The organism is Streptomyces thermoviolaceus, assembly GCF_045209695.1.
In the GTDB taxonomy this organism is placed as follows: domain Bacteria; phylum Actinomycetota; class Actinomycetes; order Streptomycetales; family Streptomycetaceae; genus Streptomyces; species Streptomyces thermoviolaceus.
This window is the reverse complement of sequence record NZ_CP109280.1, coordinates 1,677,328-1,689,291: the sequence shown is the minus strand read 5'-3', so window position 1 is coordinate 1,689,291 and position 11,964 is coordinate 1,677,328. Positions and strand designations below refer to the sequence as shown.

Genomic DNA, 11,964 nt, shown 5'->3' with positions numbered 1-11,964 from the left:
GATGTGCTGTGTGCACGTATGGGGCGCGGGGTGGTCAACGCCAGGCCCCCGTCGCTGGCGGACGGGGGAGCGGATCAGCGCTTCGACCAGGCGAGCGTCGGCTTGGCCGCGTAGCGCTCGCGCAGCTCCTCGGCGACCCTGCGGGAAGCGGGAGGACGGCCCCCCCGGGGTGCGGGCTTGTCCGGGCTTTTCCTCCTGGACCCCGGCTCGTGCCCGGACGCCGCGCCCGCAGCCGATTCCAGGCCCGGCGCGGGGGCAGGAACGCTCTCCGCCGGAGTTTCCGACTCTGCGCGCAGCTGCCGCTCCAGCGAGTCGAGCCGGTCCAACATCCGCGCATCAGGCTGAGGCAGCACCATCGTCGGATGGTCCGTCGCCGTCGTCTCCTGGATCAGAGCGCGCCGGGCACGGGCCGGACTCGTTCCCAGCAGACGGAGCAGATCGACACACTGCCGGGTCACCTCCTCCAGGGAGGGCCGGTCGTCCGCCCTGTGCGCCAGCATGGTCGTCACGACGGGCACCAGTTCATCGGGCAGCCCGGACAGATCAGGGCCGACCTCCGGGTTGACCACCTGCGCTGCGACAGCCTCCCACCGGGCGCCGTCGTACGGGTAGTGCCCGGTCGCGGCGTACAGAAGTACGGTGCCCAGGCCGTACACATCGGCGGCCTGCGTCACGTCCAGCTCGCCCATGGCCTGCTCGGGCGGCATGCAGCGCACCGTGCCGATGACCGAGCCGGCTTGCGTCAGCGACCCCTTGGACGCCCCGATGAAGGCGCCGAGGCCGAAGTCGATGATCACGGGTCCGAAGTCACCGAGGATGACGTTCTGCGCCTTCAGGTCACGGTGTACCAGACCTGCCGAGTGGACGGCGGCGAGCCCCTCGGCCAGAAGGGCGCCGAGGCTCGCCACGAGGGGCGCGGACAGTGGACCTCGATCATTCACGACGTCGGACAGCGGGCGCCCGGGGACGTAGTCCATGGCCAGCCACGGCTGCTCGGCGAAAGGATCCGCGTCGATGAAGCGGGCCACACGGCCCGTTCCCGAGATCGTACGCGCGATGGTCGCCTCGCGCTCGAAACGGGCACGCGTGTGCGGATCCGTGCGGTCGGGGCGGATCACTTTGACGGCGACCGGTTCACCCGCGACGGAGTAGGCGAGGTACACCTCCCCCATTCCACCGGCGCCGAGCCGCCGCTCGACGAGATACGGGCCGATTCGCAGCGGCGAAGTCGCGCCGTGCACCACACCCCCCGAGACTTCCGCAACGACTGTGCGACCGCTACAGCCTACTTACTGATCGTGGTCGTACGAGTGTCATACCAGTGGGTGACCCTACGGCGTGTTCGGCCTTCCGGACGCACGCGTTCTCTCAGCACTCGATGATGTTCACCGCGAGTCCGCCCCGCGCCGTCTCCTTGTACTTCACCGACATGTCCGCGCCGGTCTCCTTCATCGTCTTGATGACCTTGTCCAGGGAGACCTTGTGGGAGCCGTCGCCGCGCAGGGCCATGCGGGCGGCCGTGACGGCCTTGACCGCGGCCATGCCGTTGCGCTCGATGCACGGGATCTGCACCAGGCCGCCCACCGGGTCGCAGGTCAGGCCCAGGTTGTGCTCCATGCCGATCTCGGCGGCGTTCTCCACCTGCTCCGGTGTGCCGCCCAGCACCTCGGCGAGCGCGCCCGCCGCCATCGAGCAGGCGGAGCCGACCTCGCCCTGGCAGCCCACCTCGGCGCCGGAGATGGAGGCGTTCTCCTTGAACAGCATGCCGATGGCGCCGGCGGCGAGCAGGAAGCGGATCACCCCGTCCTCGTCCGCGCCGGGGACGAAGTTGATGTAGTAGTGCAGGACGGCGGGGATGATGCCGGCCGCGCCGTTGGTGGGGGCGGTCACCACCCGGCCGCCGGCCGCGTTCTCCTCGTTCACCGCCATCGCGTACAGGGTGATCCACTCCATGGCGCGGGCGGCGGGGTCGCCCTCGGCGCGCAGCTGGCGGGCGGTGACGGCGGCCCGGCGGCGGACCTTCAGGCCGCCCGGCAGGATGCCCTCGCGGGTCATGCCCCGCCGCACGCATGCGCGCATCACCTGCCAGACCTCGAGCAGGCCGGCCCGGATCTCCTCCTCGGTGCGCCAGGCCCGCTCGTTCTCCAGCATCAGCGCGGAGATCGACAGGCCCGTCTCCCGGGTCAGGCGCAGCAGCTCGTCACCGGTGCGGAAGGGGTACTTCAGCACGGTGTCGTCCAGCTTGATCCGGTCCGCGCCGACCGCCTCCTCGTCCACGACGAAGCCGCCGCCGACCGAGTAGTACGTCTTGGCCAGCAGCTCGTCGCCCGAGGCGTCGTACGCCCACAGGGACATGCCGTTGGCGTGGTAGGGGAGCGCCTTGCGGCGGTGCAGCACCAGGTCGTCGTCGAAGGAGAAACCGATCTCCCGCTCGCCCAGCAGGGTCAGACGGCCGGAGCTCTTGATCTCCTCCACGCGGGCGTCGGCCCGCTCCACGTCGACGGTGCGCGGGGAGGCGCCCTCCAGGCCGAGCAGCACCGCCTTGGGGGTGCCGTGGCCGTGGCCGGTCGCCCCGAGCGAGCCGTACAGCTCGGCCCGGACGGAGTGCACCGAGGACAGCAGGCCCTCCTTGTCCAGGCGGCGGGCGAACATGCGTGCCGCGCGCATCGGACCGACCGTGTGGGAGCTCGACGGCCCGATGCCGATCGAGAACAGGTCGAAGACCGAGATGGCCACGGTGACTCCTTGTACGGGAAGACGCCCGCGCGGGGCGGCCGGTGCGCCGCGCACACACCGGGGTGTCCGGAGGGTGTGCGCGGCGCCCGGAGAGATGACTTACTTGTTCAGACCCGGGTACAGCGGGTGCTTGTCGGCCAGGGCCCGCACCCGGGCCGCGAGGGCCTCGGCGTCGTAGGACGGCTTCAGCGTCTCGGCGATCACGTCCGCGACCTCGGCGAAGTCCTCGGCCGTGAAGCCGCGGGTGGCCAGGGCGGGCGTGCCGATCCGCAGACCCGAGGTCACCATCGGGGGCCGCGGGTCGTTCGGGACCGCGTTGCGGTTGACGGTGATGCCGACCTCGTGCAGCCGGTCCTCGGCCTGCCGGCCGTCCAGCGCGGACGCGCGCAGGTCCACCAGGACCAGGTGCACGTCCGTGCCGCCGGTCAGCACGGCGATGCCGGCCTCGCGGGCGTCCGGGGCCGTCAGGCGCTCGGCGAGGATCCTCGCGCCCTCCACTGTACGGCGCTGGCGCTCCTCGAACTCCTCGGACGCCGCGACCTTGAAGGCCACCGCCTTCGCCGCGATCACGTGCTCCAGCGGGCCGCCCTGGAAACCGGGGAAGACCGAGGAGTTCAGCTTCTTCGCGAAGTCCGTGCTGCGGGACAGGATGATCCCGCCGCGCGGGCCGCCGAGGGTCTTGTGCGTCGTGGAGGTCACCACGTCCGCGTACGGCACCGGGTTGGGGTGCAGGCCTGCCGCGACCAGGCCGGCGAAGTGGGCCATGTCGACCCACAGGAAGGCGCCGACCTCGTCGGCGATCCGGCGGAAGGCGGCGAAGTCCAGCTGCCGCGGGTACGCCGACCAGCCGGCGATGATCACCTTCGGGCGGTGCTCCTTGGCGAGCCGCTCCACCTCGGCCATGTCGACCAGGCCGGTGGCGGCGTCCACGTGGTAGGCGACCACGTGGAACTGCTTGCCGGAGAAGTTCAGGCGCATGCCGTGGGTGAGGTGGCCGCCGTGCGCCAGGTCCAGGCCGAGGACGGTGTCCCCGGGCTGGGCGAGGGCGAACAGGGCCGCCTGGTTGGCGGAGGCGCCGGAGTGCGGCTGCACGTTGGCGTACGCGGCGCCGAACAGGTCCTTGACCCGGTCGATCGCGATCTGCTCGGCGACGTCGACGTGCTCGCAGCCGCCGTAGTAGCGGCGGCCCGGGTAGCCCTCGGCGTACTTGTTGGTCAGGACCGAGCCCTGGGCCTCCATCACCGCGAGCGGCGCGAAGTTCTCCGAGGCGATCATCTCCAGCGTGGACTGCTGGCGGACCAGCTCCGCGTCGAGGGCCGCGGCGATCTCCGGGTCGAGCTCGTGCAGCGGGGTGTTGAGGGCAGTCATGCCGGGATCGCTCCTCAGCCCTCGTTCTGGGCCGTGTACTCGTCGGCGGTCAGCAGGTCCGTGGGCTCCTCGGCGACCCGCACCTTGAACAGCCAGCCGTCCTCGAAGGGGGCGGAGTTCACCAGCGACGGGTCGTCGACGACGTCCTGGTTGATCTCGGTGACCTCACCGGTGACCGGCGAGTACAGGTCGGAGACGGACTTGGTCGACTCCAGCTCGCCGCAGGTCTCGCCCGCGGTCACGGTGGAGCCGACGTCGGGGAGCTGGGCGTAGACCACGTCGCCGAGCGCGTTCGCCGCGAACTCGGTGATGCCGACCGTGGCGACGCCGTCCGCGTCGGCGGGCGACAGCCACTCGTGCTCCTTGCTGTACCGCAGGTGCTGGGGGTTGCTCATGGTGTGAATTCTCCTGTACCGGGTCACGTGCTGATGACAGGGGCTGAGGGGAGCCGCCGGCGGGCGGCGGGGCGGGCGCGCGCGCCGGGCCTGCGGCGACGCGCGCCCGACGGCTACTTCTGCCGCTTGTAGAACGGCAGCGCCACGACCTGGTACGGCTCGTGGCTGCCGCGGATGTCCACGCCGACGCCCGGCGTGCCCGGGGCGGCGTACGCGGCGTCGACGTACGCCATGGCGATCGGCTTGCCCAGGGTGGGGGAGGGGGCACCGGAGGTCACCTGGCCGATCACCTCGCCGCCCGCGACCACCGGGTACCCGGCGCGCGGCACCCGGCGGCCCTCGGCGACCAGGCCGACCAGGACCCGCGGCGGGTTCTTCTCGGCGCGCTCGGCGGCGGCCAGCAGCGCCTCGCGCCCGACGAAGTCGCCCTCCTTGTCGAACTTGACCACCCGGCCGAGCCCCGCGTCGAACGGGGTCAGCTCGGTGGTCAGCTCGTGCCCGTACAGCGGCATGCCGGCCTCCAGGCGCAGCGTGTCACGGCAGGCCAGCCCGCACGGGACGACGCCGGCGCTCTCGCCCGCCTCGCTCAGCGCCTGCCACAGCCGCACCGCGTGCTCGGGCGCGACGAACAGCTCGAAGCCGTCCTCGCCGGTGTAGCCGGTGCGGGCGATCAGGGCGGGCACACCGGCGACGGTGCCGGGCAGCCCGGCGTAGTACTTCAGGCCGTCCAGGTCGGCGTCGGTGAGGGAGGCGAGGACGGCCGGGGAGGCGGGCCCCTGGATCGCGATCAGCGCGTAGGCGTCGCGGTCGTCGCGGACCTCGGCGTCGAAGCCGGCCGCCCGCTCGGTCAGCGCGTCCAGCACCACCTGGGCGTTGGCGGCGTTGGCGACGACCAGGAAGGCGGTCTCGGCGGTCCGGTAGACGATCAGGTCGTCCAGGATGCCGCCGTCGGCCCGGCAGATCATGGTGTAGCGGGCGCGGCCGACCGCGATCGAGGCGATGTTGCCGACCAGGGCGTGGTTCAGCAGGGCGGCGGCCTGCGGGCCGGTCACGGTGATCTCGCCCATGTGGGACAGGTCGAACAGGCCGGCCTTCGTCCGCACGGCCAGGTGCTCCTCGCGCTCGGAGCCGTAGCGCAGCGGCATGTCCCAGCCGGCGAAGTCGGTCATCGTCGCACCGAGCGAGCGGTGCACCGCGTCCAGCGCGGTACGGCGGAGCGGACGGGCGTCGGAACTGCTCATCGGGGTGGTCTCCCAGGCATGAGGGACGAGGACGGGACGGATCGGTGTCCTCCCCATCTGTCATCGGAACCTGAGAGGTTCGCCATGACCGCCGTCGGGCGGACGTCACGGCTTGCACCTTGGGTGGAGCCACTGCGGCAGCGGCCCGCTTTTCAGATGTGCCTCGCCCGCGCGGTAACGGTGCCTGAGAGATTCAAGGGAGGGACTTGCTCCTTCGGCGCCCCGGGCACACGTGCGGGTGACGTGCTCCCGGGAACTCTCCCGCGCGGATTCAAGCGGCCGGTATGCAATTGGCGCGCACATCATTGCACGACCGGCCGCATCGTGGCAGCGCCCCCTTTTGTGACCGGGCTGTGGCAGAACGCGCACGGGACGGTGAGCATCGCGCCATTACCTTCTCTTTACGCGCGATGGGCAGGTGACCCCCACCGCCCAGGGGAGGGACGATGAGCTCGAACAGGACCGTGCCGGCGTACGCGACGGGCCGCGCGCACTGCCTGGCCCTTCCCGTGGTCCCCCGCCCCGCGGCCCGCGAGCGCGCCGGGCACCCCGCACCGGTCGTCCGCGACCTGCGGGACCGGGACGGCCGCGGGCCCCGCGCCCTGCTGTTCGGGCCGCGCGACGTGGTGGTGGTCACCGGCCTGCCCGGCGCCGGCAAGTCCACGCTGATGCGCCGCACGGTGCGCGGACCGGTGATCGACTCCCAGGACACCCGGGAGCGCTGGGACGCCCGCCTGGCCGGCCGCCTGCCCTACGCCGTCTACCGCCCCCTGGTCCGGCTCGCCCACTACGCGGGCCTGCGTCGCGCCCTGCGCACCGGGGAGGGGATCGTCGTGCACGACTGCGGCACCCAGTCCTGGGTCCGTGCCTGGCTGAGCCGGGCCGCCCGCCGCAGAGGCGCCCTGCTCCACCTGATCGTGCTGGACGTCAGCCCCGAGCAGGCCCTGGACGGACAGCGCCGGCGCGGCCGCGGGGTGTCCCGCTACGCCTTCGGCCGCCACCGCCGTGCCACCGCCCGGCTGCTGCGGGGTGTGGCGGCGGGCGAGCCGCCGGCGGGCTGCGGTTCGGTGACCGTCCTGGACCGCCACAGCGCGGACGGACTGCGGCGGATCGGGTTCACCGGCGGCCACGGTCGCATCACCCGATAGCCTTTCGATCACAGCAAAGTTGTTGAGCAGGCGGTGGAGATGGCTTACCCGGACTTCCCGGACTTCCCGGCACAGGCGCACCCGCAGCCGCACGGCGGCTGGCCCGGCAACGAGCTCGAGGAAGTGCTGTCCGCGTCCCTGGGCGTGCCGTCGGCCGCCGGCCGGATCGTCGAGGTGCTCGCCCGCAGCAGTCTGTGGGTGCCGCTGCCCAACGGCGGCGGCCCCGACAGCGTCCCGCTCGATCTGCCCACGCTGGAGATCGACGGTCAGGCGTATGTGCCCGTCTTCAGCTCCGAGGAGCAGTTCCGCCAGGTCGCCGGCTCCCACATGTCCTTCGCGGTCGCGCCCGCGGTGGAGTTCGCCCGCGGCCTGCCCCCGCAGGCCGGCATCCTGATCAACCCCGACGGCGTGGTCGGCATCCCGCTGCCCCCGGCGGCGGTGGCCGAGCTGTGCCGGGCGGACCGCACCGAACTCGACGGCCCCGGGACCGGCGGCCGGGTCCGCCTCTTCGAACCCGACTGGCAGGACGACCCGGTGGACTTCCTGTCCGCCGCCGGCGCCGAGTTCGACGGCATCGGCGTGGTGCGCACCGCCCGCCGCTGCCTGGCCGCTGTCGAGACGGACGACCCGCAGCTGTACATAGGCGTCGAACTCTCCCAGTGGGAGGGCGATCTGCGGGCCCTGCCCCTGGAGGCCCTCGGCCGCGCCCTGGCCAAGGCCCCGGTCGCGTGGCCGGTCAGCCTGGTCCTGCTGGACGTGACCGACGACCCGGTCGCCACCTGGATGAGGGACACGATCCGGCCGTTCTACCAGAACGACCGGTGACGACCCACCGCCCGCCGGCGCACCTGCCGGCGGGCCCGCGAGCACGACGGGAAGTCAGAGCCGGTCCGAACAGGGCCTAAGCTGGACGCACGGCTCGGTCGAGACCTTGGAGCATGGAGGGGCGGTACAAGTGAGCGCCAGCGCAAGCGGCACCGCGACCGGGCACGTGGAGCAGATGCTGCGCCAGGTGACCCCCGGGCGCTACGACGCCTACGAGGCGCTGCTGCGCGCCCTCGCCACGCCCGCATCCGGCCAGGTCTGGATGCTGCTGTGGCAGGGGCAGGCCGGGTCGCCCGACGCCCAGTGGGCGCGCATGGAGGTCGACGGCCACGGCTACGCCCCCTGCGTCACCTCGCCCCAGGAACTGTCGGCCAGCGGCTGGAACCGTTCCTACGAGGTGGTCGACGGACTCGACGCGGCCCGCGTCCTCTACCCCGGCCACTACGGGCTGTGGCTCAATCCGCACGCCCCGGGCGGCGGAGTCGGCATCCCGTGGCTGGATCTGCGCCGTATCGCCACCGGCCTGGACCGTCAGCCCGCCGGTCCGCTGCGCCTGTCGGAGCCGGTCATGGACCTGTCGCACTTCTACGCCCTGCTCGCGCAGCACGCGCACCGCACCCCGGTGGTCCGTTCGCTGCGCCGGGCCTGGGTGCAGCCTGCGATCGGCGCGCCCTACCTGGCCATCGGCCTGGACCTGTACGACTCCTCGCAGCCTTCCGTCGAGGCGGTGCGGACGATGATGCAGCCCTGCATGAGCGCCCTGCCCGACGGACTGCCGGTGTCCACCGTGGCGATGGCCGACGACTACGACCCGGTCGCGATGTGGCTGCGGGCCAACGCCCGCCCGTTCTACGACCGCCAGGCGCACGCCGGTGCCGCGCCGAACCAGCCGGGCGGCTACGGCTACCCGCCGGCCGGCGCCGCGTACTGAGCGCACAGCGACGACCGCCCATATCTCCCGACTCGCCCCGCACTGGGGGCAGTTGACGCGACGCGGGTCTACGCGCGCAGCTGCGGGAGCTTTGGTCCGCATCCCGCCCGGATAGCCCAACTGGCCCTTGTCCGCCCCGCGTTACCCACTGTCCGCATAACGGATCTCCCCAGGGCGCATCACGGTTAGGCATCCTTTCGCCGACAGCCCTGGCACCGGCTCGCCGTGGCGTTGAAGACTCCCGCTCCAAGGGGCCCGCGCCCCTTCGTACGACGGACTGACCATGCCGCCACTGCGGCAAGTGCAAACCGGTGACAGCCGGTTGAGAGGGGTCCCTGCCTGATGACGGCACCATTGCACGAGCCGGCCGCGGAAGCGGCCCCGAGCGCGGCCGACGAAGCGGCGGTGGCGGCCACCGGTGCGAAGGCGGTCCAGGGCCGTTCGCTGGGACGGATCGCCTGGGAGCGCCTGAAGCGGGACAAGCTCGCCCTGACGGGCGGGATCGTCGTGCTCGTGCTCGTCCTGGTCGCGGTGCTCGCACCCGTGATCGCGCACCTGGTCGGCCAGGACCCGGAGACGCACCACGAGGACCTGATCGACCCGCTGTTCGGCACCCCCACCGGATCCCTCGGCGGCATCAGCGGCGAGCACCTGCTCGGCGTCGAACCGGTCAACGGCCGCGACATCTTCGCCCGCATCGTCTACGGCGCGCAGATCTCGCTGCTGGTCGGCTTCCTGTCCGCGGTCGTGGCGGTGGTCATCGGCACCGTCCTCGGCATCCTGGCCGGCTTCTTCGGCGGCTGGGTGGACGCCGTGATCAGCCGCATCATGGACGGTCTGCTGGCCTTCCCGCAGCTGCTGTTCATCATCGCGCTGGTGTCCGTGATGCCCGACCGGCTGCTCGGCCTGACCGGGACGAGCGTGCGGGTGCTGCTGATGATCGTCGTCATCGGCTTCTTCGGCTGGCCGTACATCGGCCGCGTGGTGCGCGGCCAGACGCTCAGCCTGCGCGAGCGCGAGTACGTGGACGCGGCCCGTTCGCTGGGCGCCGGCCGCTTCTACATCCTGTTCAAGGAGCTGCTGCCCAACCTCGTCGCGCCGATCATCGTGTACACGACGATGATGATCCCCACCAACATCCTCACCGAGGCGGCGCTCAGCTTCCTGGGCGTGGGCGTCAAACCGCCCACGGCCTCCTGGGGACAGATGCTCTCGACCGCGATCGACTACTACGACTCGGACCCCATGTACATGGTGGTCCCCGGTGTGGCGATCTTCATCACCGTCCTTGCCTTCAACCTCTTCGGCGACGGCGTGCGCGACGCGCTCGACCCGAAGGGCTCCCGCTGAACCGCCGTACCCCCAAGCAACCCGTGGCACCGGCACGGGGTCTCTCATCTACTCCGGAGGATCCGCAACGTGACTACCCAACGCACCTCAGGGCGGCGCAGGCAGGCTTTGGCCGCTGCGGCCGTGGTCGCAGGGCTGCTGACCACGGCGGCGTGCGGCGGCGGCAAGGACGACGGCGGTGACGACGGCGCGGCCGGCTTCAACGCGGCCAACAACAAGGTCGCCCAGGCCTCGCTGGTCAAGAAGGGCGGCGAGCTGAAGTTCGCGAGCACCCAGGACGCCGACTCGTGGGACACCACCCGCGGCTACTACGGCTTCATGTGGAACTTCTCGCGCTACTACAGCCGTCAGCTGCTGACCTACAAGGCGGCCCCGGGCGCCGACGGCGCCGAGCTGACGCCGGACCTCGCCACCGACATGGGCCAGGTCTCGGACGGTGGCAAGACCTACACCTTCCACCTGCGCGACGGGATCACCTGGGAGGACGGCAAGCCGATCACCTCCAAGGACATCAAGTACGGCATCGAGCGCGTCTGGGCCCAGGACGTCCTCTCCGGCGGTCCCATCTACCTCAAGGACGTCCTCGACCCCAACGGCACCTACAAGGGTCCGTACAAGGACACCAGCAAGGACCACCTGGGCCTGAAGGCGATCGACACCCCGGACGACAAGACGATCGTCTTCCACCTGCCGGAGCCCAACTCCGACTTCCTCCAGCTGGTCGCGCTGACCTCGGCGTCCCCCGTGCGCCAGGACAAGGACACCAAGTCGCAGTACGGCCTGCGCCCCTTCTCCTCCGGCCCGTACAAGTTCGAGTCGTACTCGCCGGGCAAGTCCCTGGTGCTGGTGCGCAACGAGAACTGGAATGCCTCCTCGGACCCGGTCCGCAAGGCCTACCCGGACAAGATCAGCATCAAGTTCTTCACCAACGCCAACGACATGGACCAGCGTCTGCTGGCCGGCGACTACGACCTGGACCTGGCCCAGACCGGCATGTCGCCGCAGGGCCGCACCACCGCCCTGAAGTCGCACAAGGGCAACCTGGACAACCCGGTCTCCGGCTACATCCGCTACGCGGTCTTCCCGCAGAGCGTGAAGCCGTTCGACAACATCCACTGCCGCAAGGCCGTCCTCTACGGCGCCGACCACGTCTCCCTGCAGACCGCGCGCGGCGGCCCCATCGCCGGCGGTGACATCGGCACCAACATGCTGCCGCCGGCCGTGCCGGGCGCCGAGGGCCAGGCGTACGACCCGTACGAGATGGCCGGCGCCAACAAGAACGGCAACATCGCCAAGGCCAAGGAGGAGCTGAAGGCCTGCGGCCATCCGAACGGCTTCAGCACCACCATCGCCGTGCGCAACAACAAGCCGGTCGAGGTCGCGACCGCCGAGTCGCTGCAGGCCTCGCTGAAGAAGGTCGGCATCAACGCCCAGATCGACCAGTACGACGGCTCCCAGACCGCCGGCATCATCGGCAGCCCCTCGAACGTGGAGAAGAAGGGCTACGGCATCATCATCATGGGCTGGGGCCCGGACTTCCCGTCCATCCAGGGCTACGGCATGCCGCTGTGGGACAGCCACTACATCCTGCAGAGCGGCAACAACAACTACGCCCTGATCAAGGACGAGTCGATCGACAAGCTCTTCGACGAGTTCGTCACCACCCTGGACGAGGCGAAGAAGAAGCAGATCGCCACCGAGATCAACCACAAGGTCATGGAGGGCGGCTGGTACCTGCCCTTCACCTTCGAGAAGTTCATCAACTGGCGCTCCTCGCGTCTGGCCAACGTGTACACGTCGAACGCGTACAACGGCATGTACGACTTCGTGAACCTCGGCCTGAAGTCCTCGAAGTAGTCCCGGCACACCGGCCGTACGGCACGAAAGGCAGGTGAAGGCCGGCGCGGCGGGACCGCGGGCCGCCCCGGAGCCCCACCGTCGAAAGGCGGGAGGGCACCGACCGGTGGCGG

General features: G+C 71.1%; 10 protein-coding genes and 1 riboswitch. Of the genes, 5 read left to right on the top strand and 5 right to left on the bottom strand.

What is annotated here, in order from left to right; translation table 11 throughout:
- Positions 1–74: 74 nt before the first annotated feature.
- The 5 genes from OG899_RS07325 to gcvT form a co-directional block, all read right to left on the bottom strand.
- On the bottom strand, positions 75–1,241 hold the full coding sequence (locus OG899_RS07325) for a serine/threonine-protein kinase (protein ID WP_168131296.1): 1,167 nt from the start codon (positions 1,239–1,241) through the stop codon (positions 75–77).
- A 127-nt stretch (positions 1,242–1,368) separates the two neighbouring features.
- Positions 1,369–2,736 carry an L-serine ammonia-lyase gene (locus OG899_RS07320; RefSeq protein ID WP_125496230.1) on the bottom strand — a complete coding sequence of 456 codons (1,368 nt, stop codon included), beginning with the start codon at positions 2,734–2,736 and terminating at the stop codon, positions 1,369–1,371.
- A gap of 99 nt (positions 2,737–2,835) precedes the next feature.
- Entirely contained in the window at positions 2,836–4,104 is a 1,269-nt protein-coding gene (gene glyA / locus OG899_RS07315; protein WP_125496229.1) for a serine hydroxymethyltransferase, read from the bottom strand.
- 14 nt (positions 4,105–4,118) lie between these two features.
- Complete coding sequence (gene gcvH, locus OG899_RS07310; protein ID WP_125496228.1) at positions 4,119–4,499, bottom strand: glycine cleavage system protein GcvH; 381 nt, start codon at positions 4,497–4,499, stop codon at positions 4,119–4,121.
- 113 nt (positions 4,500–4,612) lie between these two features.
- Complete coding sequence (gcvT, locus tag OG899_RS07305; protein WP_125496227.1) at positions 4,613–5,740, bottom strand: glycine cleavage system aminomethyltransferase GcvT; 1,128 nt, start codon at positions 5,738–5,740, stop codon at positions 4,613–4,615.
- Positions 5,741–5,902: 162 nt separating this feature from the next.
- Positions 5,903–6,014: riboswitch (glycine riboswitch) on the bottom strand.
- A gap of 172 nt (positions 6,015–6,186) precedes the next feature.
- On the opposite strand from gcvT, the gene OG899_RS07300 reads away from it, so the two are divergent.
- The 5 genes from OG899_RS07300 (at position 6,187) to OG899_RS07280 (ending at position 11,851) form a co-directional block, all read left to right on the top strand.
- The gene (locus OG899_RS07300) at positions 6,187–6,888 is read left to right on the top strand and encodes an AAA family ATPase (protein WP_125496226.1); all 702 of its coding nucleotides are present in this window, start codon (positions 6,187–6,189) and stop codon (positions 6,886–6,888) included.
- 39 nt (positions 6,889–6,927) lie between these two features.
- A complete protein-coding gene (locus tag OG899_RS07295; protein ID WP_125496225.1) occupies positions 6,928–7,713 on the top strand; it encodes an enhanced serine sensitivity protein SseB in 786 nt (261 codons plus the stop codon).
- A 175-nt stretch (positions 7,714–7,888) separates the two neighbouring features.
- Positions 7,889–8,644 (top strand): enhanced serine sensitivity protein SseB C-terminal domain-containing protein, encoded by a 756-nt coding sequence (locus OG899_RS07290; protein WP_125496250.1) that lies wholly within the window; start codon positions 7,889–7,891, stop codon positions 8,642–8,644.
- 342 nt (positions 8,645–8,986) lie between these two features.
- Positions 8,987–9,994: an ABC transporter permease gene (locus OG899_RS07285; protein ID WP_125496224.1), complete on the top strand. Its 1,008-nt coding sequence runs from the start codon at positions 8,987–8,989 to the stop codon at positions 9,992–9,994.
- A gap of 69 nt (positions 9,995–10,063) precedes the next feature.
- Positions 10,064–11,851, top strand: a complete 1,788-nt coding sequence (locus OG899_RS07280) for an ABC transporter substrate-binding protein (RefSeq protein ID WP_125496223.1) — start codon at positions 10,064–10,066, stop codon at positions 11,849–11,851.
- Positions 11,852–11,964 lie beyond the last annotated feature (113 nt).